17 protein-coding genes are annotated in these 21,873 nt (G+C 39.8%); 7 read left to right on the top strand and 10 right to left on the bottom strand.

What is annotated here, in order from left to right:
- Positions 1–86: 86 nt before the first annotated feature.
- The gene (locus GJ691_RS17495; RefSeq protein WP_154369288.1) at positions 87–2,840 is read left to right on the top strand and encodes a DUF5011 domain-containing protein; all 2,754 of its coding nucleotides are present in this window, start codon (positions 87–89) and stop codon (positions 2,838–2,840) included.
- A gap of 203 nt (positions 2,841–3,043) precedes the next feature.
- Here GJ691_RS17495 and GJ691_RS17490 read toward each other — a convergent pair whose 3' ends face one another.
- Positions 3,044–5,584 carry a DUF559 domain-containing protein gene (locus tag GJ691_RS17490; protein WP_154369286.1) on the bottom strand — a complete coding sequence of 847 codons (2,541 nt, stop codon included), beginning with the start codon at positions 5,582–5,584 and terminating at the stop codon, positions 3,044–3,046.
- A gap of 264 nt (positions 5,585–5,848) precedes the next feature.
- Between GJ691_RS17490 and GJ691_RS17485 the strand changes: the two genes are divergently transcribed.
- Positions 5,849–7,900, top strand: coding sequence for a M1 family metallopeptidase (locus GJ691_RS17485; protein ID WP_246200218.1), 2,052 nt, complete (start codon positions 5,849–5,851; stop codon positions 7,898–7,900).
- The gene (locus tag GJ691_RS17480) at positions 7,897–8,808 is read left to right on the top strand and encodes a patatin-like phospholipase family protein (protein WP_154369282.1); all 912 of its coding nucleotides are present in this window, start codon (positions 7,897–7,899) and stop codon (positions 8,806–8,808) included. Before GJ691_RS17485 ends, GJ691_RS17480 begins: the two co-directional genes overlap by 4 nt.
- Before the next feature lie 62 nt (positions 8,809–8,870).
- Here GJ691_RS17480 and GJ691_RS17475 read toward each other — a convergent pair whose 3' ends face one another.
- The 5 genes from GJ691_RS17475 to GJ691_RS17455 all read right to left on the bottom strand — a co-directional run bounded on the left by GJ691_RS17475 (position 8,871) and on the right by GJ691_RS17455 (position 13,771).
- Positions 8,871–9,389, bottom strand: a complete 519-nt coding sequence (locus GJ691_RS17475; protein WP_154369280.1) for a DUF7935 family protein — start codon at positions 9,387–9,389, stop codon at positions 8,871–8,873.
- Between the two features lie 84 nt (positions 9,390–9,473).
- A complete protein-coding gene (locus GJ691_RS17470; protein ID WP_154369278.1) occupies positions 9,474–10,250 on the bottom strand; it encodes an OmpA family protein in 777 nt (258 codons plus the stop codon).
- A 49-nt stretch (positions 10,251–10,299) separates the two neighbouring features.
- The gene (locus GJ691_RS17465) at positions 10,300–11,874 is read right to left on the bottom strand and encodes an FMN-binding glutamate synthase family protein (RefSeq protein WP_154369276.1); all 1,575 of its coding nucleotides are present in this window, start codon (positions 11,872–11,874) and stop codon (positions 10,300–10,302) included.
- A 35-nt stretch (positions 11,875–11,909) separates the two neighbouring features.
- Positions 11,910–13,217 (bottom strand): amidohydrolase, encoded by a 1,308-nt coding sequence (locus tag GJ691_RS17460; protein WP_154369274.1) that lies wholly within the window; start codon positions 13,215–13,217, stop codon positions 11,910–11,912.
- A gap of 11 nt (positions 13,218–13,228) precedes the next feature.
- Positions 13,229–13,771 (bottom strand): DsrE family protein, encoded by a 543-nt coding sequence (locus GJ691_RS17455; protein ID WP_154369272.1) that lies wholly within the window; start codon positions 13,769–13,771, stop codon positions 13,229–13,231.
- Positions 13,772–13,904: 133 nt separating this feature from the next.
- Between GJ691_RS17455 and GJ691_RS17450 the strand changes: the two genes are divergently transcribed.
- The 3 genes from GJ691_RS17450 to GJ691_RS17440 are packed head-to-tail and all read left to right on the top strand — an operon-like array spanning position 13,905 to position 17,734.
- Positions 13,905–16,232: an ATP-dependent helicase gene (locus tag GJ691_RS17450; RefSeq protein ID WP_154369270.1), complete on the top strand. Its 2,328-nt coding sequence runs from the start codon at positions 13,905–13,907 to the stop codon at positions 16,230–16,232.
- A 29-nt stretch (positions 16,233–16,261) separates the two neighbouring features.
- Positions 16,262–17,107, top strand: a complete 846-nt coding sequence (locus GJ691_RS17445) for a glycoside hydrolase family 16 protein (protein WP_154369268.1) — start codon at positions 16,262–16,264, stop codon at positions 17,105–17,107.
- A gap of 6 nt (positions 17,108–17,113) precedes the next feature.
- Positions 17,114–17,734 (top strand): L-threonylcarbamoyladenylate synthase, encoded by a 621-nt coding sequence (locus tag GJ691_RS17440; protein ID WP_154369266.1) that lies wholly within the window; start codon positions 17,114–17,116, stop codon positions 17,732–17,734.
- Positions 17,735–17,811: 77 nt separating this feature from the next.
- Here GJ691_RS17440 and GJ691_RS17435 read toward each other — a convergent pair whose 3' ends face one another.
- The 3 genes from GJ691_RS17435 to GJ691_RS17425 form a co-directional block, all read right to left on the bottom strand.
- The gene (locus tag GJ691_RS17435; RefSeq protein WP_154369264.1) at positions 17,812–18,663 is read right to left on the bottom strand and encodes an OmpA/MotB family protein; all 852 of its coding nucleotides are present in this window, start codon (positions 18,661–18,663) and stop codon (positions 17,812–17,814) included.
- Between the two features lie 106 nt (positions 18,664–18,769).
- Entirely contained in the window at positions 18,770–19,771 is a 1,002-nt protein-coding gene (locus GJ691_RS17430) for a glycosyltransferase family 2 protein (RefSeq protein WP_154369262.1), read from the bottom strand.
- 12 nt (positions 19,772–19,783) lie between these two features.
- Positions 19,784–20,230, bottom strand: coding sequence for a type I restriction enzyme HsdR N-terminal domain-containing protein (locus GJ691_RS17425; RefSeq protein ID WP_154369260.1), 447 nt, complete (start codon positions 20,228–20,230; stop codon positions 19,784–19,786).
- A gap of 26 nt (positions 20,231–20,256) precedes the next feature.
- On the opposite strand from GJ691_RS17425, the gene holA reads away from it, so the two are divergent.
- Positions 20,257–21,258: a DNA polymerase III subunit delta gene (gene holA / locus GJ691_RS17420; RefSeq protein WP_154369258.1), complete on the top strand. Its 1,002-nt coding sequence runs from the start codon at positions 20,257–20,259 to the stop codon at positions 21,256–21,258.
- On the opposite strand, the gene GJ691_RS17415 is transcribed toward holA, so the two are convergent.
- A complete protein-coding gene (locus GJ691_RS17415) occupies positions 21,259–21,636 on the bottom strand; it encodes a DoxX family protein (protein WP_154369256.1) in 378 nt (125 codons plus the stop codon).
- Positions 21,637–21,873: the final 237 nt, after the last annotated feature.

The raw sequence follows: 21,873 nt of genomic DNA, 5'->3' as shown, positions 1-21,873 counted from the left end.
TAAGAGAATATTATTAAGTTGCGTTATACCGAAAAGATTTGAATAAGAGGTTGACAGTCATTATTTTGGTTAGGATATAAAAATATATGAACAAGAAACGAAGGTCCCCGATATATTTCATTCTGATGCTGATTATCCTGATCGCCTGCACCAAACAGGTTGGATTGGTCACGGAGGTGGAGTTCGATCTCTCGGAGAATTATACGAGTGAGGGGTATGTGAACGAACCCCTGGCCACGACTTTGACGGTTGTCCCTGAGGAACTTATCGAAGGTTATATCTATGATTACAGGTATACGGTATTGAGCGGTGAAGGCCATTTCGAGGACGCCAACGGGGAAGAGGTCCCCCAAGGGGAGCGCCGCCCTTTCGATCCCTTATCGAAGAGCTTAAATTATATCGGTTCCACGGTAGGGGCCCATACGGTAAGGGTCCAGGCCACTGACACCTATGGTTTCACCGAGGAGCTTGAACTCACCTATATCTTAAGCGAGGTCCCCGTTACCTGGACGGCCACGATTTCGGACAGTGAACTTTTGGTTGGGTACCAAACGACCGTCACGGTCACTTTGGGCAATGAAGGTACGGGTAATGCAACTTATGAACGTAATTATAGTATATCCACTGGCTCCGGGGCACTGACCCAAAGTGACGGTACAGGGGTAGGCCTAGATGGTTATGAGGGAATAACCCCGGGCACCTATCAATACGGTTTCGTTCCGGATGCCCTTGGCGCGGTGACCTTGACCTTCGATCTGAGAGACAGTAACGGTCAGGAACTTACCGCATCGGTGAATCTGGAAGTAGTCGAGGAACTTTCCTCGGGAGAGAACGACATCATAGCATTCACGTTACCGGAACAAAATGGTACGTCCTTGATCGATGATCAGGCCCATACGGTATCGGTCACTGTTCCGATGGGAACGACCTTGACCACGGCACCAACGGTATTGACGGTATCTGAAGGTGCCACGGTAACACCTGACATGGCTACACAACAGGATTTCACGGTTCCGGTCATTTATACGGTAACGGCCGAGAACGAGGAGGTACAGGAATGGACGGTAACGGTGATCGAGGAAGCAACAAGTACGGATCCGGAGATCACGCTTATTGGAGGGGACATTACCTTGACCGTTGGGGATACCTATGTGGAAGAAGGGGCCACGGCCATGGATGTGGAGGACCTTGACATCAGTGGGGATATCATTATCGATGCCTCGGCAGTGGACACGAATACGGCAGGAAGCTATCAAGTGACCTATAACGTAACCGATTCGGACGGGAATGCAGCAACAGAGGTGATACGTACGGTGACGGTGAACGCCGTAGCGAACGAGCCACCGACGGCCACGGACTTTTCAGTTTCGGTATTGTCGAATTCCACAGACAATAGTATCGATGTATACGACCATATCGCCGATGCGGAGAACGACCCGCTTACCATAACCATTGCAGATGGCAGTCCGGCCAATGGAACCGCGAGCATAACAGGTACCGTTATCAGTTACACCCCGAACAATGGATATACCGGTAATGACGTGATCACCTATTTGGTAGATGATGGGAACAATCCGGCGGTTAGTGCAACGATAACGGTTATGGTCAATGCGGTAGTGAACGAAGCACCGACAGCGAACAACTTCACGGTCATGGTAGAAGGGAATTCAACGAATAATTCAATAAATGTAGCCAGTGAGATCAGCGACCCAGAGAACGACCCCTTGACCGTGAGCATTCAGACAGGCAGTCCGGCCAATGGAACGGCTACCATATCCGGAACGGTAATCAGTTACACTCCGAACAATGGATTTACAGGGAATGATGTGATTACTTATTTAGTGGATGATGGGAACAACCCGGTGGTAAGTGCAACGATAACGGTGACCGTTAATGCGGTCCTGAACAATGCGCCAAACGCTATTGATGATGAATTTTCTTGGACGGTCAACGGATCACTAAATGGTAATGTTTTAGAAGATAACGGGAACGGTGCGGACAGTGATTTGGATGGTGATACACTCGTTGTAAGTCAAGTCAACGGTTCTGAGACCTTGGTAAGTCAGACGGTTAGTGGTAATAATGGTGGACAACTGTATGTATTACCTAATGGGAATTTAGAATTTTTACCCACTTTAGGGGAATTTGATTATCTAGATGAAGGGGAGACAACAGAGACAGCTGTAACATATCAAATTTCCGATGGTAATGGCGGCTTTGATACGGCAACGGTAACGATTACTATAATAGGGATTAGCCCAGCGAATCAGGCACCAACGGCAATAGTTTCCTCTTCTCAAAGAACAGGGACTTCACAATATATAATTGATTTTATAGGCAATGGTTCAACAGATCCTGATGATGATATATTGACGTATTCTTGGGATTTTGGGGATGGAAATATTTCAAATGCTTCTAACCCTAGTCATACATACTCTAGTGCTGGAATATATAACGTATCTCTAGTTGTCAGTGATGGTGCTCTAACGGATACATATACCTTTTCAGCAAATCCAAGGGATTTTGTGATTTTTGATAACGGATCTGCTGTTAATAATACTGGTGGATCCAATAGTGATTCTATTACAGGGCAATTAACCATAACAGGAATACCAAGGACTTTTACCTTAACAGCTAGGTTAATTACTGGTTTGGGAGCTACTGCATATGCAACATTCTATGTGGATAGTGATGATTATACAGCATCTACAAATACAGCAGGGGTTAATGGTACTGATACTACTGTTTTTTATTCATCAGGTACTTATACTTATAGTTTAGATATTAGTATATCCGGTTCAATTTCGGCTGTAGTGGCTGCAAATGTGAATGCAAATTAGCAAGGTTATAAGATAGTTACTTATTAAATTTGTACATGATTTAAATTGAAATACTTTTTTCAATTACCTCATCATTAGACAAATCTAAATCCTTGTTTTAATTAAAGGAATATATTTGACTGAGTGTTTGACCGTCATTGTTTTTCTTTAATGCGCTATTTTTTAAAACGGTTTAAATAAGTGTTGCAAGTTTTTCAGTCTCTTCAACTAATATAATTCCATATATTTTTTTGTTTAACGATTTGGGCATAGGTATGCCGAATGGTAAGGTTTTCAGGTTTTTCGAGCGGCGGATCTTCTTTTAAGATTTTCATGGCAAAGTGGCGGGCGGTTTTTAAAATATCATTATCCTTTACGATGTCGGCAATCTTCAGGTTGAGGATTCCACTTTGTTGGGTACCCATTAAATCCCCAGGCCCTCGCAGTTTAAGATCTACCTCGGCGATTTCGAAACCGTCATTGGTACGTACCATGGTCTCTAATCTCGTTTTGGCTTCGGAGGATAGTTTATGGCTGGTCATTAAAATACAATAACTCTGGTCTGCACCTCGGCCTACGCGACCCCGTAATTGATGTAATTGGGACAACCCGAAACGTTCCGCACTTTCGATGATCATTACAGATGCATTGGGAACGTTTACGCCCACCTCGATTACGGTGGTGGCCACCATGATTTGGGTTTCGCCTTTAACAAAGCGTTCCATTTCATAATCCTTATCCGCAGGTTTCATTTTTCCATGAACGATTGATATTTGGTATTCAGGTTGGGGGAAATCCCTCACAATACTTTCATAACCATCCATTAAATCTTTATAGTCCAAGGCCTCCGATTCCTGGATCAGCGGGTAGACCACATAAATCTGTCTTCCTTTTTTTATCTCATCCTTTATAAAACCAAATACCTTAAGGCGGTTGGAATCGTACCGATGTACCGTTTTAATGGCTTTCCGTCCAGGAGGAAGCTCATCTATGACCGAAATATCCAAATCCCCGTATAAGCTCATTGCCAAGGTCCTAGGAATAGGTGTGGCGGTCATGACCAGAATATGTGGTGGTAAAGCCCCACCATCCTCCCCTAGGGGGAGGCTATTTAAAACTGTCTTTATCTTTTTAGTTACGGCATCAATGGCACCAATAACTTCTTCGTTTGAAAAGCGTATAACTTTATAACCAAACTCACTCAAGATTTTAGTTCTAAGGTCATCAGCTTCTTTTTGGGTTTTATTGTTATGATATTCACCATCAACCTCAACAATCAATTTTTTAGATAAGCATACGAAATCCACGATAAACTCGTCAATCACATGCTGTCGTCTAAATTTTTCACCAAGTTGTTTGGTTTTTAATTGTTCCCATAGAATTCTTTCCGCTTCCGTTGTTTGTTTTTTTCTTTCTTTTTGAAGTTCTTTTAAAAGGTTGTAGGTGGAAGGTCTAGCTGTTTGATATTTGAGATGAATTTCATTCACCCTCCCTTTGGGAGGGGTCTGGGGTGGGCTTCCTTTATGCCATAATTTGGAACGTTGTGCCACACCAAAACGATGTTGTTCATCAACAATAGCTAGACCTAGGTTTTTATACTGCACTTTGTCCTCCAATAAGGCATGTGTGCCAATTAATATATTTAATTCCCCACTTTCCAGTTGTTGATGGATGATATTTCGTTCTGATTTTTTTGTAGAACCGGTCAATAGGGCAATCCGTACTCCCATATCTGCCAAAAGTTCCTTGATTCCATTAAAATGCTGATTGGCCAAAATTTCCGTTGGTGCCATTAAGCAGGCCTGGAAATCATTGTCTATTGCCAAAAGCATGATCATTAGGGCAACGATCGTCTTTCCAGAGCCAACGTCACCTTGTAATAATCGATTCATTTGGGCATTACTACCCAAATCGGCCCTAATCTCTTTGATAACCCTTTTTTGGGCATTGGTCAATTGGAACGGTAAATGGTTATTGTAAAAGTCATTAAAACGTTCGCCTACTTGGTCAAAGTTGAAGCCTTTTATTTTTTGTTTACGCAGCAATTTTTTTGAAATAAGTTGTAATTGAATGTAGAACAACTCTTCAAATTTCAATCTGAATTGGGCTTTGGCCAAAAATTCTTGGCTTTTAGGAAAATGGATATTGAATAGGGCTTCACTTTTTGATATTAATCTAAGTTCATGAAGAAGTGGGTCAGAGAGGGTTTCCCTGAACTGTCCTTTTGTTTCAATAAAAAGTTGTTGTTGTAATTTATTGATAACCCTATTGGTGATGCCACTATTCCCTAACTTTTCAGTGGAGGGGTAAATGGGCTGCATTTTTATTTTAAGGCCTTTTTCATGCTCGGTACGCAATTCCATTTCGGGATGTGGCATAGAGAATTTACCATTATACCAATTACACCGGCCAAAAATCACATAGGGGGTATTCAGTTTTAGGTTTTCCCGAATCCATTTCTGACCCCTGAACCAAACCAATTCCATTTCACCTGTATCATCAATGAAAGAAGCCACTAGACGTTTCCCTTTCTTTTGTTCAACGGTTTTTAGATGAACGATTTTCCCAATTATCTGAACATCGGCATTACTACGTTGCAATTGACCTATTTTATAGTATTTGGTCTTATCGATATAACGATTTGGATATAGATTGATAAGATCTTGGTATGTACCGATCCCTAACTCCGACTGCAGTATTTGGGCCCTATGAGGACCTACGCCTTTAAGGTACGTAATGGGAGTTTGAAGGAAATTGGCATTCATTCGATAAAAATAAGAGTATTACGAATTAGATGCAATTTTGGGGATTGGTCATTTCAATTCTTTGTATCAGGGGTGAAGACTGTTTTATTGGAAACCCCCAGTTTAATATGCAATGGGCCATATTTGAATTACTGATCTTCCAAGAAGGGTTTCCCGAATATCCAGACTCTCTTAATTGATAATTCATCTTTCCTAAAATTCAATAAAACATTGTAATTTTAATTTATGGTTCAACGGTATTTCGTTATAGTTTTTTTGGGCTTGATGTTTTCAAACCTACATGCCCAACATCAGGATAAGGTGGATTTTATTCATGCAGAAGTGAACATTCGACCATTGGTAGATCAAAAAGCCATTGAAGGATCTGTGATTTATCGCTTTAAGGTCTTCCAGAATGTGGATTCCGTCTTTTTGGATGCCCAGGATATGAAGTTCAGTGCGGTCTTGGTGAACCATAAGAAAGCGAGCTTCAAGGTCTCTAAAACCAAAATAACGGTTTATAAAAATTTTAAAAAGAACAGAAGCTATTCCCTAACCTTGGAATATTCGGCTAAGCCAAGGCAAACGGTTTATTTTTTAGGGGGGGATGATTTGCTATCTGGTAGACAAATATGGACACAAGGCCAAGGGAAATATACTAGCCATTGGTTACCCAGTTTTGATGATATGACCGAAAAGGTGGAGTTTGATTTGAATATTTCCTTTAATCCAAAGTATGAGGTAATCGCAAACGGGAAACTAAGAAAGTATAAAGAATCCGATAGTCTTAAAACCTGGTCCTATGATATGCAAAACCCTATGAGCAGCTATCTTCTGGCATTCGTGATCGCTCAATACGACAAGCAGGAATTGATCTCGGAAAATGGTTTGGCCATTGAGAATTATTTTTACTCGAAAGACAGTCTAAAAGTTGAGCCTACCTATCGGTATACGAAGAAAATATTCGATTTTCTCGAAAATGAAATCGGTATGCCTTATCCCTGGCAGAATTATAAACAGATTCCCGTTAAAGATTTTTTATATGCGGGAATGGAAAATACTGGGACTACGATTTTCTCTGATGCATTTATGATAGATTCCGTCGCATTTATCGATAAGAATTATGTGAATGTAAATGCCCATGAATTGGCACATCAATGGTTCGGGAATCTGGTAACCGAGAAAGATGGTCAACACCATTGGTTGCATGAAGGCTTTGCCACCTATTATGCTTATTTGACTGAAAAGGAAATTTTTGGGGACGATTATTTCTATTGGAAGCTTTTTGATACCGCCCAACAATTGAATGAACGGTCAAAAGCGGACAAAGGGGAGGCTTTAACTGATCCGAAAGCCAGTAGCCTTACTTTTTACGAAAAAGGAGCTTGGGCCTTGGTTATGCTTCGTAACGAAATTGGGGATGTGGCCTTTAAAAAGGGTATAAAGAATTATTTGGAAAAGTATCAGTTCCAAAATGTGACCATTGATGATTTTCTAGGGGAGATGGAATTGGCCGCGAATTTGGATCTTGGTCCATTTAAACGGTTATGGTTGAGTTCTTCTGTATTTCCGAATGAAAAAGTGACAGACTATCTATCTGAAAATTCGTCCTCTGTCGGCGCTTTCATTCAACTTAAATGGGACCTCACCACAAGCTTGAAAAACAAAAAAGATATCATTGATAAATATTGGAAAGAATCTGATAATGAAGAATTTAAGGCTAGATTGGTATCAAAGTACCATAAGCAGCTTTCCTCAGATATTATCAAATCGGCGTTTGATAGTAAATCAATAAAGATAAGGCAGGCTTTGGCATTGACCTCAGCTAGAATCCCGACAGACTTTAAAATGGAGTACGAATCCTTATTGGAAGATAAAAGCTATATTACCTTGGAAAGTGCTTTATATCGTTTATGGATTTCTTTTCCGCAAGACCGACACCTTTATTTGGATAAGACCAAAGGTATAATTGGGCTACCCAATAAAAATGTTCGTTTACTTTGGTTGTTATTGGCAAGTTTGACCAAAGATTATGATAATGATTCCAAAGAGGGGTATTTGGCCGAGCTACACGGTTATACTTCTCCAGGGTATTCCATGGAAATACGGCAAGGTGCTTTTGGTATTATTGCGGATGTGCTACATTTTACCGACCAGAATATTTTGGATCTCATTGATGCCACGGCACACCATTCTTGGCAATTTAGGAATTATGCACGGGGTTTATTGGATAATGAACTTAAGGTTGATAAACAAAGAAATCGTATCATAGAACTAACAAAAGGTTTGAATGACGCGAAACTTCGTTATATTAAGACTAAATTGAATAGCGAATGAGAGCGATGGTCATATCGGGTGGTGGTAGCAAAGGAGCCTTTGCCGGTGGTGTTGCGCAATATTTGATGCAAGGACTTGACCATAACTATGACCTTTTTCTTGGAACCTCAACGGGTAGTTTGTTGATTTCCCATTTGGCACTTCAAAAAATAGAAAAGATAAAAGAGGTATATACATCGGTTAACCAAGATAGTATCTTCAGCAACTGTCCCTTTGTTATCCAGAAAAAACATGGGGTTGAAAGTATAGGAATAGATCATTGGAACGTATTGAAGAATTTTTATCGAGGCGGAAAGACATTCGGAGAGAGTAAAAACTTACTCAAATTAATAAAAAACACCCTGACCGAGGAGGAATTCCATATTCTGAAAAATGGGCCCAAGGATATTGTGGTCACCGTTTCCAATCTTTCTATGAACCAGGTAGAATATAAGTCGATCAACGATTTTGACTATGAGGAATTTTGTGAGTGGATATGGATTTCCTGCAATTATACTCCCTTTATGAGCTTGGTAAAGAAAAATGGGTGTGAATATGCCGATGGCGGTCTTGGTTCCATGGTACCTATCGAAGAGGCCATAAAAAGAGGTGCAACTGAAATAGATGCGATAATCTTGCAGACTGAAACCACGATGTTCAATCGAATGCCTTCAAAGAATGCCTTTGCTTTGTTGACCTCAATGTTCGCTTTTATGTTGGATCGTATTGAGCATCAGAATATACGTATTGGTAAATTCGTTGCCAATCATCATGATGCGGTCATAAATTTCTATTATACTCCGGCCGTTCTGACGACCAACTCACTGATTTTCAACAAAGAGAAAATGACTGCTTGGTGGCAGAGCGGTTATAATTTTGCCAAATACAAAAATTTGGAAACTTCCCAATTGGAACTTGATGTAGAGTGAGTTCCTAAAGGAATAAGTATTTCAATGGAAAATAATCGATAAAAAGCATTGTGGAATTTGGGTTACCAAAGTTCCCCGATTTCCTTTTTCACGTATGACAAGGCAGTTGCAGAAGGGGATTGTTTGTCCATCGTTTGGTTAAGAACGTCTTCCCTCAGTTTATCGGCCGAGTCGGTTTCACTCAAGGCGGCTTTGCGTATCATTTGAATGGTAGCGCTTTTTGCGGCTTTGATGATATTCCAACATTCATCAGATAAGTAAATCTGTTGGGAAAGATTATGTTCAAACTCATTTTCTATGGTTCGTATCAATAGGTTTTCGTAATCGTTTTTATCCGCTGTTTTGGGTGCAACACGAACAACTAAACTTGGTATGGAGATACGTTCCAAAAACAAGGCCATACGCTCATAAGCCTGCAGTCTAATGGGTAAGGTGTTGTGTTGGGAGTCTTTGTGTAATAGAAAACGTCTTCTGCCTTCTTCATTATTGGTATGCATTCTAAAGAAATAAAAAGCAATGGCCCCGACAACTACAGATGGCAATAGGTAAGCGAATAATTGAAATATTTGATCTCCTGACATTTTAATTGGTATTTAGTTCGGTTTACGCAAATTAAAACGAAGGTTTTATAGAAAAAGTATATCAAATTTCAATATGCTCCCAATTTAGTTTGAAGCCTTCATATGTTCCTTTACCATATCGTAAAACTCGGCATAATCAGGGTGTAGGACAAGGTTTATCCCTTCCTTGAAATTACCGTCCTTCCCTAAGGTGTTTATTCTATTTGAGGCAATGGCGAACTGTTTTTCAAGAATGGAAGCGATTGCATAGGCTTGGTTGGCCGCTAGGTCCAATTCCCCTGTCATACTTAGTCCTTCAATGGTCAAAGAAACCTTTGGGTTCGCTTTTAAAATATTACCGATCTTTTCTAACCATGCAATACCTTCAGGTGTAACTGTGGCACCGGAAGTAGTTCCAAATAATGATTCCAATTTTGAGGCAATGATTACGGATCCATTGGTTACACCGATTTTGGCATTTTCTCCGAGGGATTGTTTTGCGTTTGTCAAAACCACAACGGCCGTGGAGTCATTGGAGGACAACGCATTGTTAATGGCTTTTAATTGATTCTCTTTTTCTTCAAGTTTCGCCAAGGCCTTGTTTATGTTTTCAGAGTTCTTGTTCGAAACTTGGGCAAAACTGTTCAAATTCTTTAACAAGGTAGCATTGGCATCTTGAAGCTCCTGTACTTGGGATTCGAAAGATTCAGCTCGGGCCAAACCGATTTTTTCATTCTTTTTGGCCTTTATTACAATGGCTTTGGTAGAATCAAGTTCCGTTTTAAGCGAGGCTATCTCTGCTATTAGATCACTTTTTCGTTGTGCGAAAATAGATGTGGAGGCAACAAGAATCAAGGTTAGGCTAAGTAGGGTTTTTTTCATGGGTCTTGAGGAATATTTAAAGAATTAAAAAATAAGTCACAAAAGTATGTTATTTGATTGTTCCGTGAAAATCACGTCCTCCTAAAAATTCACAATCATAAAGTTCTTGCATATTATTAAAGTCAACCTTTGATTTTTCATAACCATAGGTCGATTTTAGATCGCTATGAAGAAAATCGTCATCAACGTTTACTTGAATATCATCCATGGTAAATTGGCAAGGATGTTCATAACCCGCTGCATGGGTGATTTCAATCAGTTCCTTTCTGAAAGTCTTGAAATATTGGGCCAATCGGTCCGATTTCAGCGGCACATGAATACCGTTTTGTAACCATTTACTTTGTGTGGCTACCCCAGCGGGACAGCGATTGGTATGGCATACCTGTGCTTGGATGCATCCAATACTCATCATGGCCTCTCTGGCCACATTAATGCAGTCAACTCCCATAGCGAATGCCATGGCCGCTTTGGCAGGGAACCCCAATTTTCCACTTCCGATAAAGACGATTCTTTCTGTTAGGTTTTTATCCAAGAACAATTTGTACAGACTTGAAAAACCGTATACCCATGGTAATGATACATGATCCGCAAAACTGGGTGGGGCAGCCCCCGTACCGCCTTCACCACCATCTACGGTTATAAAATCGGGTCCTTTCCCTGTTTTGATCATAAGGTCGGCCAGTTCTTCCCATTGGTCCAATTTGCCTATAGCTCCCTTGACACCGACTGGTAATCCGGTTTGTTCCGCAATATCTTCAATAAGTTCTAGAAGCTCAGGAATGGTATCAAAAGCTTTATGGGTAGCAGGGGAGAGGACGTCCTTTCCAACTTCGACCCCTCTGATTTTGGCAATTTCAGGTGTTATTTTCGCTCCGGGCAATACACCGCCCTTTCCGGGTTTGGCACCTTGTGATAGCTTAATTTCGATAGCCTTGATACAAGGGTTTTCATTGACCAGTGTTTTCAGTTTTTCCATGGAAAAGTTTCCATCTTCGCTTCGAACGCCAAAATAACCTGTTCCGAAATGAAAAATGATATCCCCTCCTTTTTTATGGTAGGGCGAAAGGCCACCTTCACCCGTGTTATGATAGGCTCCCGCTTTAGCAACGCCAACATTCAATGACTCTATAGCTGCAGCTGAAAGTGACCCGAAACTCATTGCGGATACATTTATGGCCGATGCGGGTCTAAACGGTTTTTTACGTTGGTTATATGCCCCCATGACCTTTACGCACGGTAAAAATGAATTATCCTTTTTATTTGGATGTCCTGACCCTATTTTATAGGCCATCATTTGGTTTTTAACGAATATATGTTGATGGGCATAAATATCGCGATCTGTACCAAAACCCTCATAATTGTTTTCCTTTTTTGCCGATGCATAGATCCAACTGCGCTCTATACGGTTAAAAGGAAGCTCTTCCCGATTGTTCGCTACGAAATATTGGCGCATTTCGGGACCTATGCTTTCCAACCAATAACGTAAATGCCCAACAATTGGAAAGTTATGTGATATCGTATGCGCTTGTTGAACAAAAATGTCGCGAATAGCAACAATGAACAAAAAAACGAGCACCCACATCCACCAAGAAACAGTACTTAAAAATCCTAAAATTGAATCCATGAACCGTAAGATATCTCTTAAAACGAATTATTACTTTATTTCCCTTTTATTGTGGGTTCACTGGAAATATTTGGGTTTAAATAATCCAAACTCATTTCTGTCAGTGTTTTCACGCCAAGGAGTAAACCACTGTCATCTATGAGGAAATCCGGAGTGTGGTGAGGAAAAGATTCGGTAGTGCCCGGAGTCATTCCACCTAAGAAAAAGAAGAAACCAGGTACTTTGCGCTGAAAATATGAGAAATCCTCGGCTCCCGTAACGGCTTTCTGTGTTTGAATATTACTTTCACCTGCTACACGCTTCATAGTAGGAAGCATTTGTTCCACCAAAGCGGGATCATTATAGGTAATATCCGTCGCATCCTTGATTTCAATGGTTGCTTCAGCTCCATAAGCTTTGGCAATGGCAGGCACCATTTCCATCATTCTTTTGTTGATGTGTTCTTTCATATCATAGTCCAATGTTCTTATGGTGCCGATCATTTCAGCACTTTCGGGAATAATATTAAAGCGTACCCCACTTTTTATTTTCCCAACGGTAATAACTGCGGCCTCATTCGTTAAATTAACCTCACGGCTGATAATGGTCTGCAAGCCGTCGATAATCTTGGCGCTGATCATAATCGGGTCAATTCCCGACCAAGGCTGGGATCCGTGACTCTGTTTTCCTTTTACGTTTATGGTAAAACTTTGGGCAGCGGCCATTGTGCCCCCGGATTTATAACGAATAACACCAACAGGGGTTTGGGAATTGATATGTAAACCGAAAATCGCATCTACATCCGGGTTTTTAAGAACACCTTCCTTAACCATTAATAAAGCACCACCTTCTTCTCCCGGTGGCGGACCTTCCTCTGCAGGTTGAAAAATGAATTTAACGGTTCCTTTGATCTTATCCTTATTCTTGGATAATACTTCTGCAACTCCCATTAAAATAGCAGTGTGGGTATCATGGCCGCAGGCATGCATTACCCCGACTTTTTCCCCTAAGAACTCTGAAGATACATTCGATTTGTATGGCAGGTCGTTACGTTCGTAAACCGGTAAGGCATCTATATCGGCTCGTAAAGCAATTACTTTGCCATCTTGGTCACCTTTTAAAACACCAACTACACCTGTATGTGCAACCCCGGTTTGTACATCGATTCCCAAAGATTTTAAATGCTTGGCAATTTTTTCAGCAGTTTTAAACTCACGGTTTGAAAGTTCAGGATTCTGGTGAATGTCCCTTCGCCATTCAATTACCTTTTTTTCAACGGCTTGGTAGTCTTTGTCAAGACCCTGGTTTTGGGCGAATGCCAAACCTCCGATTAGGAGAAGCATTAAGCTTAAGTGTTTTTTCATAAGTGTCTGATTTAAAATTTAATGAGTTGGTAATCTTTATTCTGTAATTGGATCAAGGCGGTCATGGCCGAGAGCGATAATTGTACACCGCTTATCAACTCTTCTTTTGAAATGCCACGGGACATTGATGATTGTCCACAGAAGATAATTTGACCTCCCACGTTCAATAGTGATTTGATTAATTCAATATTAGGATTGTTTGTTCCATATCGTTTTTGGTAGGCCTCATTGTTCATTATGTCTTTCGAAGCTTTACTGTGAACAACCAATGCTATTTTCATTTGTTCTAACGGTACTCCGTTTTGGGCATGCATATTCAAAAAACGGGCAGCGGTTTCAATGGAGGAATTCAATGTTTTATGGTCATCGGGGGAATTCATGATGTCAAAGACCACTTTGAATTCCATCGAAGTGTCGACGACAAAATCAATTTCGTTCACAATGAAAACTTCACCGAAATCAGTTATTACAGGTCCTGCTTTCTTGGTTTGGGCGACCATTGTTAAATGAAAAAGTAAACCTAGGAATAATGAAAAGGGGTAAAATCGCTGCATTTTCGGACTTTTATTGCCTAAATATATTCAAATTGAAAGAATAATCAATTTCCATTGTTCATAATTATTGTTAGCAGCTTTTTAGTGTCCGGTGAATTAATGGTAAATTCACGCCTCTAAATCCTAGATTGTATTGAAAAATTTTATAGATGAATTGAATGAGGCCCAAAAGGCCCCTGTGTTGCATAAAGATGGGCCCCTTATGGTTATTGCGGGTGCAGGTTCGGGAAAAACCAGGGTACTTACCTACCGTATCGCACATCTTATGGCGCAAGGGGTAGACTCATTTAATATATTGGCATTGACCTTTACGAATAAGGCGGCTAGGGAAATGAAAAAGCGTATTGCCGATATTGTAGGGGATTCTGAAGCAAAAAATCTTTGGATGGGTACTTTTCACTCCGTTTTCGCCAAGTTGTTACGTTTTGATGGCGATAAACTGGGTTATCCAAGTAATTTCACTATATATGATACGCAGGATTCCCAACGTTTGATCGCATCGATTATCAAGGAAATGGGGTTGGATAAGGATATCTATAAGTATAAACAGATTCAGAATAGAATATCATCTTACAAGAATAGTTTGATAACGGTGAAGGCTTATATGCAGAACCCCGAATTGATTGAAGCGGATGCAATGGCCAAACGACCAAGAACAGGGGAGATTTACGAAGAATATGTGAACCGATGCTTTAAGGCGGGAGCGATGGACTTTGATGACCTTTTATTACGGACCAATGAACTTTTGACCCGTTTTCCCGAGGTTTTAATGAAGTATCAAGATAGGTTCCGTTATATTTTGGTAGATGAGTACCAAGATACCAATCATTCACAATATTTAATTGTTAAAGCACTCTCCGATCGTTACCAGAATATATGTGTGGTTGGGGATGATGCACAAAGTATCTATTCATTCAGAGGGGCCAATATCAGTAATATCCTGAACTTTCAGAGGGATTATGATAATGTAGGAATGTACCGATTGGAACAAAATTACCGATCCACCAAAAATATCGTTAACGCGGCGAATTCAATCATTGCGAACAATAAAAACCAATTGGAAAAGGAGGTGTGGACAGCTAATGACGATGGTCCTCCGATAAAAATTCATCGCAGTATAACCGATGCTGAGGAAGGTAGGTTCGTAGCAGGTTCCATTTTTGAGAACAAAATGCAACAGCAGTTACCAAATGGGGATTTTGCTGTGCTTTATCGTACCAACTCCCAATCCAGGGCCATTGAAGATGCACTTCGTAAAAGGGATATTCCGTATCGTATTTATGGTGGACTTTCATTCTATCAGCGTAAAGAGATCAAGGATGTTTTGTCTTATTTACGACTGGTGATAAACCCGAAAGATGAAGAAGCCCTAAAAAGGGTCATTAATTTTCCTGCCCGCGGTATTGGGCAGACAACCTTGGATAAATTGATTGTTGCTGCAAACCACTATGGTAGATCAATATTCGAGGTTATAGAAAACCTGGATCGTATTAATCTGAAAATTAATTCGGGGACCAAACGAAAATTACAGGATTTCGTTACCATGATCAAGAGCTTCCAGATCATGAACGAAGGTGCCGATGCTTTTACATTGTCTGAACATGTAGCAAAGAAAACGGGGATTCTTTTGGAGTTTAAAAAGGATGGAACTCCCGAAGGAATCGCCAGAATGGAAAATGTAGAGGGATTACTTAACGGAATCAAGGATTTTGTTGAAGGCCAAAAGGAAATTGCAGATGCTACCGGTAATATTGGGGAGTTTCTGGAAGATGTGGCCTTGGCAACAGATTTAGACAATGATACTGGTGACGACGATAGGGTAGCCCTTATGACCATTCATTTGGCGAAAGGACTAGAATTCCCTTACGTATATATAGTAGGAATGGAAGAAGATCTTTTCCCTTCGGCCATGAGTATGAACACCCGTAGCGAATTGGAAGAGGAACGCCGCTTGTTTTATGTGGCATTGACACGGGCAGAAAAACAGGCATATCTGACCTATACCCAAAATCGATATCGATGGGGTAAACTCATAGATGCCGAACCCAGTCGTTTTATAGAAGAGATAGATGAGAAATATATAGAGAACCTAACCCCGATAGATAAAGGATATAGATATAAATCACTTATCGATGCTGATATTTTCGGAGAGGTTGATAAAAGTAAACTACGACAGGTTAAACCGCGGACAGGCACGCCTCCTCCTGTGGGTAAACCCAATGAATCCCAATTGCGAAAATTAAGGAAATTAAAACCCGAATTGGCCAAACCTATAGGAAATACCAATGTAATAGACCCTAATCTGACAGAAGGTGCTGTCGTAAACCATACCCGCTTTGGTCGTGGTGTGGTTATTAAATTGGAAGGCGTCGGAAATGATAAAAAGGCCGAGATAAAATTCGATCAGGGAGATATCAAGAAATTATTGTTGCGATTCGCTAAATTGGAAGTGATATCTTGAATTGAGATCGTTTTAAAATATAGACCATTATGACAAAGGTGCGTTTCAATTATTTGTTGCTGGTTTTATTTCTTTTTCAGTTGAATTCCTGTAAGCATACTGAAGGGAAAAAGTACGATGTTAATGCCCCGGACTATTGGGATAATGCGGAATTGGTCTGGAACGATGAATTTGAAGGTGATCGGTTATCGACACAAAATTGGCGGTTTGAAACCGGTCAAAACGGTTGGGGCAATAATGAACTGCAGAATTATGTTGCAGATGAAAACGTGAAAGTCAGTAACGGGACTTTGAAAATTATTGCCAAAAAAACGGGTAATGGCCGGGAAATAGGGGATTATACTTCGACTCGTTTAAAGAGTACTGAAGAATTCACCTATGGAAGAATGGAAATACGGGCCAAGCTTCCAGATTATAAGGGAAAGGGTCTTTGGCCAGCAATCTGGATGCTCGGTAATGACATTGGTACCAAAGGTTGGCCCCAATGCGGGGAAATAGATATTATGGAATATGTAAGTTATAGGCCAAATACGGTATATTCGACCATACATAGTACGGCCAACAACCATGTTGATGGTACAGAAGCCTCTTCCGGACCAATTGAGTTGGAAACGGCAGAGGAAGAATTCCATTCTTATGGATTATTATGGTCAGCGGAATACGTGAAGTTTTATTTGGATGACATTGATAACATAAAATATACATTTGAAAGACCCGAGGATTTCAATCAAGATAATTGGCCATTTTCAAAACCGTTCTATTTTCTATTGAATTTAGCGGTCGGTGGAAATTGGGGAGGGCAACAAGGCGTAGACGATGTGGCTTTTCCTGCGGTTATGGAAGTTGATTTTGTTCGGGTATACCAAGTTAAATAATGCAATATGGCGGAATTAATCAGAATTTACGAAGAAAACCCCAATCCCAAAGCGATTGCCAAAGTAGTACAGGTGCTTCGGAAAGGCGGTCTCATTATTTATCCTACCGATACGGTTTACGGACTTGGATGTGACATTACGAATACCCGTGCATTGGAGAAAATAGCAAGGATAAAAGGAATTAAACTGGCAAAGGCAAATTGGTCCTTTATTTGTGCCGATTTAAGTAATCTATCAGACTATGTACGTCAAATAGATAACGCTACCTTTAAAATATTGAAAAGGGCACTTCCAGGGCCTTACACTTTTGTTTTACCGGGCAGTTCCAATTTACCCAAGGATTTTAAACAAAAGAAAACAGTTGGTATACGCGTCCCCGATAATTTAATCGCGAAAACATTGGTTCAAGAATTGGGAAACCCCATTGTATCCACTTCAATTCACGATGAAGATGAACTTTTGGAGTACACGACCGATCCTGAGCTTATCTATGAAAAGTGGCAAAACCTTGTTGATATTGTAATAGATGGGGGATATGGGGATAATGTCGCATCAACAGTGATTGATTTATCTGGGGAGGAACCCGAAATACTGAGGGAAGGTAAAGGTAGTCTCGATATTTTTTGAATGGACAATATCGTAAAAATAAAATCGCCTAGACAATATGCCTAGGCGATTTTTTTATTTTAACGCAGATTTGCTATCTAGTTATTGATTGCAGGATCTTTCATTCCTTCTTCGATCATACTATAGAATTGATCGATTTTTGGAAGCACAACGATTCTTGTTCTTCTGTTCTTGGATTTTTCAGTTTGTGAAACCGGTACATATTCGGCTCTACCAGCTGCAGTCATACGCTTAGGATCAACGTTGTAGTCTTTCTGTAAAATCCTTACTACTGCTGTAGCACGTTTAACACTCAAGTCCCAGTTATCCAATAAAACACCTTTTCTGTAAGGAACGTCATCAGTATGACCTTCAACCATGAATTCGAAATCCGGTTTGTTGTTAACAACCTGTGCAACTTTACCTAAAACTTCTTTGGCCCTACTGGTTACATTGTAGCTACCGCTGCTGAACAACAATTTGTCGGAGATAGAAACAAAGACCACACCTTTTTCAACACTGATTTCGATATCCTCATCATCCAAGTTACCCAAAACACCTTTTAAACTCTGTACCAACGCAAGGTTTACAGAATCCCTTCTTGTAATGGCATTTTGTAGTTTTCTGATGGTAAGATCTTTTTCTTGTAAGCTCTCTAAAGATTTCTCAAGGTTTTCGGCACCTTTGGTTGTCAACGTGGTTAAATTACCCATGTTGTTTATCAACTCTTGGTTATTGGCCTTTAAAAATGCATTTTGATCTTCCAATGTTTGCAATCTAGAGGTTGCCGTTGCTTTATCTTCCAAACAACTGTTCAATTTAACGGTTGCCGAATTCAATAAATCTTGGGTTTCCTTATGTTTAGCTTCCAAATCAGCATATTTCTTCTGGGAAACACATGATGATAACAATAGGGTCACACCCAAACAGCCTAAAATAATTTTCTTCATAATCTATGTTATAACTGGTTTAAATTTAATAATTGATACTCTATTAAAAGAACTAAATTCTACATCAAAATTATGCAATTCGCTTAGCTAATATTAGTCAAATTAGTTAATCTTTTACTAAAATGTTAAATTTCCTTACTCCATTTACGAAATGGGACCATACAATGGATTTTGTGATGTAATAATTATTTATGAAGTTCAATTTTTCACGTTTCCGATTCATGCTTCGAAAATTAGAATAAAAACTTACATGGGCTTTTAAAATGGCAAGACAGTGATTGAATTTTAATTGGAAAACAAAGCGAATGGCCGCTATGCCATCTAGAAGTAACCTTAAAAATATAATAAGGAACGCTTTTCTCCTAGGTAAGTTCTTTGTAATTGAAAAAAGGGAGTTTCGAAAATTGAGATAGGTTTTTTTAGGGTTCATGTTGCTTAAGGTGGATCCCCCTAAATGATAAACTTTAGAAGTACCTACATAATAAACTCCATAGCCTGCATTTTTTGCCCTCCAACAAAGATCAACTTCTTCTTGGTGGGCAAAATATTCCTCATCAAATCCACCTAATTTCTTAAAGACATCACTTTTTATGAACATACAGGCACCGGTTGCCCAGAAGATTTCCATTATATCGTCGTATTGGCCGGTATCTTTTTCCAGTTCCTGAAAAATTCGCCCTCTGCAGAACGGGTATCCCAATTGATCTATGAATCCGCCAGCCGCACCGGCATACTCAAAATGGTCTTTTCGCATTAAATCCAAGATCTTTGGCTGTATAATACTGGCATGGGGAATGGTCTCAAAAGCAGTTTTAATTGGGGCCAACCAATTAGGGGTAACCTCCACGTCGTTGTTCAACAGGCAGAAAATATCGGCATCTACGTTTATAAGGGCATCATTATAACCTTTGGCGAAACCACCGTTGACAGTATTTTGTATTAACTTGATTTCTGGATAATTGGTTCTAAGAAAATCAATCGAATCATCTGTAGAGGCATTATCGGCAACGTAAATATCAGCGCCTTCCGAATACCGTACGACCGATGGAAGGTATCTTTCCAAAAGTACCTCTCCGTTCCAGTTCAATATGACTATCGCAATTCTCAAATCGCTTGCAAATTAACGGCTAAAATCAGGAATATGCTTTAAAAACGTATATTTTTCTTGCGTATAGTCCATTTTACAATAAATATGATCCAGACCGTTGGTGACCATCAAATAGGTCGCGTTCAAATTCATGTTATATCTGGCGATCTGGTCAAAGGTTTTTTGGGTAATGGGTATTTGGGGTGCCTTACATTCAACCAATAATACGATATTGCCTATACTATCGAAAACAACGACGTCATATCTTTTTTTGATTTTATTTACAATGATTTGTTTTTCAACGTTAATGAGGCTTTTTGGATATTTTTTCTCAGTAATCAGATATTGGACTACATTTTGGCGAACCCATTCCTCAGGTTGCAATACCACGAATTTTTTACGAATAGCATCAAATATATAGATGTTATTTTCGCTATTTTTGAAACGAAAGTCATAGTGCGGAAAATTGAGCCGTTGCATGTGGCAAATTTGATGATTTTTTTTGGATGGATGAAGTAAAACAAATTGTTGCCGATATTAGAAAAGGAAATATACGTCCCATTTATTTTTTGTTTGGCGAAGAACCCTATTATATTGACAAGATATCTCAATATATCGAGAAAAATGTCTTGACCGAAGACGAGAGGGGCTTTAATCAAATGGTCTTATATGGTAAGGAGGCAAGTATCGATGATATAGTGGCCAATGCCAAACGCTATCCCATGATGGCAGAACGGCAGGTAGTCATTGTAAAAGAGGCCCAAGAGCTTTCGAGGACCATAGAGCAATTGGTCGATTATGCTGAAAATCCCCAGACCACGACGGTTTTGGTAATTTGTTACAAATATAAGAAGCTAGATAAGCGAAAGAAATTATATAAATCGATTCAAAAACACGGAGTTTTATTCGAGAGTAAGAAGTTGTATGAAAACCAGGTTTCCGATTGGTTGAGAAAGGTGCTTCAGGGCAAGGGCTATTCAATCTCCCATAAAGCGGCTATTTTACTTGTGGAGAATTTAGGTACCGATTTAAGTCGAATAAGTAAGGAGATGGATAAGCTGACTTATATTCTGCCGAAAGAGAGCCAAATTACGCCCGAGCATATCGAAGAGCATATCGGCATTAGTAAAGACTACAATAATTTTGAGTTGAAGAAGGCAATTGGGGAGCGGGATGTGCTAAAGGCATCCAAGATCATCAAATATTTTGCCCAAAACCCGAAAGACAATCCGTTCGTTCTTACGATAACCCTCTTGCATAGTTTTTTCTCGCAATTGTTGCAATATCATGGGTTAAATGACCATTCTCCGAAGAGTGTTGCAAGTGCCCTGAGGATAAATCCCTATTTTGTTGGGGAATACCAAGTTGCAGCCAAGAATTATCCCATGAAAAAAGTAAGTATGATTATTTCAAATTTACGCGAAATGGATCTTAAAGGTAAAGGGGTAGGGGCCAATGCCACACCACAATCCGATTTGTTGAAAGAACTATTGGTAAAGATTTTTTAATTACTTTCTGTCAATACTGAATTTTCCAGGACCCAAAAGAATAATGGCCACAAAGAAAACCAAATAAACCAATGCTTTTTCTTTGGTTCCGAATGGGTCAGCCCCATGCACGATAAAAGCAGCTACGGCCATGGTAATTGCTACGGGAACAGCCATCCATCGGGTTTTAAAACCTATGATAATTAAAATGGGACAAATAAATTCAGCAAGTACGGTTAAGAATAAGGATGGAGTTGCACCAATTCCAATGGGGTCTCCAAATTCAAAATTTCCACTGATCAATTTTTGAAATTTTGGGAGTCCGTGGGAAATCATCAAGAGAGAAGGCATAATTCTAAGGAAAGCCAAGCCGATTTGGGTAACTAGGTTGTTTTTCATTTGCAGTAAAGTTTCAATAGCATTAAAAGTACCAATTTTTTGATTAATTTAAAAGGTGGTTCAATATTCTTTTAAATGCTTGTGTTTATATCGTTTAAGGGTAAAATGGGCTATAAAAATGGATTATTTGCCATCAAACGGGATAACTATTTAAGCGTTTATCTACCAATGGAAGCGAATTTTCAGGTAAATCAGGGGAAATTAAGTAACTGTCCGACTTGTCAATGGAAAGAAACT

This window comes from Maribacter luteus (genome assembly GCF_009674825.1).
Classification (GTDB): Bacteria; Bacteroidota; Bacteroidia; order Flavobacteriales; family Flavobacteriaceae; genus Maribacter_A; species Maribacter_A luteus.
The sequence above is the reverse complement of the archived record's forward strand: the minus strand, read 5'-3'. Positions and strand labels throughout refer to the sequence as shown.

Excerpts from the sequence above, each read along its gene's own strand:
- GJ691_RS17475 (WP_154369280.1), bottom strand. The coding sequence starts at position 9,389 with ATGTCAGGAGATCAAATATTTCAATTATTCGCTTACCTATTGCCATCT.
- GJ691_RS17435 (WP_154369264.1), bottom strand. The coding sequence starts at position 18,663 with ATGAAGAAAATTATTTTAGGCTGTTTGGGTGTGACCCTATTGTTATCA.
- GJ691_RS17445 (WP_154369268.1), top strand. The coding sequence starts at position 16,262 with ATGACAAAGGTGCGTTTCAATTATTTGTTGCTGGTTTTATTTCTTTTT.
- GJ691_RS17470 (WP_154369278.1), bottom strand. The coding sequence starts at position 10,250 with ATGAAAAAAACCCTACTTAGCCTAACCTTGATTCTTGTTGCCTCCACA.
- GJ691_RS17425 (WP_154369260.1), bottom strand. The coding sequence starts at position 20,230 with ATGCAACGGCTCAATTTTCCGCACTATGACTTTCGTTTCAAAAATAGC.
- GJ691_RS17490 (WP_154369286.1), bottom strand. The coding sequence starts at position 5,584 with ATGAATGCCAATTTCCTTCAAACTCCCATTACGTACCTTAAAGGCGTA.
- GJ691_RS17440 (WP_154369266.1), top strand. The coding sequence starts at position 17,114 with ATGGCGGAATTAATCAGAATTTACGAAGAAAACCCCAATCCCAAAGCG.
- GJ691_RS17415 (WP_154369256.1), bottom strand. The coding sequence starts at position 21,636 with ATGAAAAACAACCTAGTTACCCAAATCGGCTTGGCTTTCCTTAGAATT.
- GJ691_RS17460 (WP_154369274.1), bottom strand. The coding sequence starts at position 13,217 with ATGAAAAAACACTTAAGCTTAATGCTTCTCCTAATCGGAGGTTTGGCA.
- GJ691_RS17480 (WP_154369282.1), top strand. The coding sequence starts at position 7,897 with ATGAGAGCGATGGTCATATCGGGTGGTGGTAGCAAAGGAGCCTTTGCC.
- holA (WP_154369258.1), top strand. The coding sequence starts at position 20,257 with ATGGATGAAGTAAAACAAATTGTTGCCGATATTAGAAAAGGAAATATA.
- GJ691_RS17455 (WP_154369272.1), bottom strand. The coding sequence starts at position 13,771 with ATGCAGCGATTTTACCCCTTTTCATTATTCCTAGGTTTACTTTTTCAT.
- GJ691_RS17495 (WP_154369288.1), top strand. The coding sequence starts at position 87 with ATGAACAAGAAACGAAGGTCCCCGATATATTTCATTCTGATGCTGATT.
- GJ691_RS17485 (WP_246200218.1), top strand. The coding sequence starts at position 5,849 with ATGTTTTCAAACCTACATGCCCAACATCAGGATAAGGTGGATTTTATT.
- GJ691_RS17465 (WP_154369276.1), bottom strand. The coding sequence starts at position 11,874 with ATGGATTCAATTTTAGGATTTTTAAGTACTGTTTCTTGGTGGATGTGG.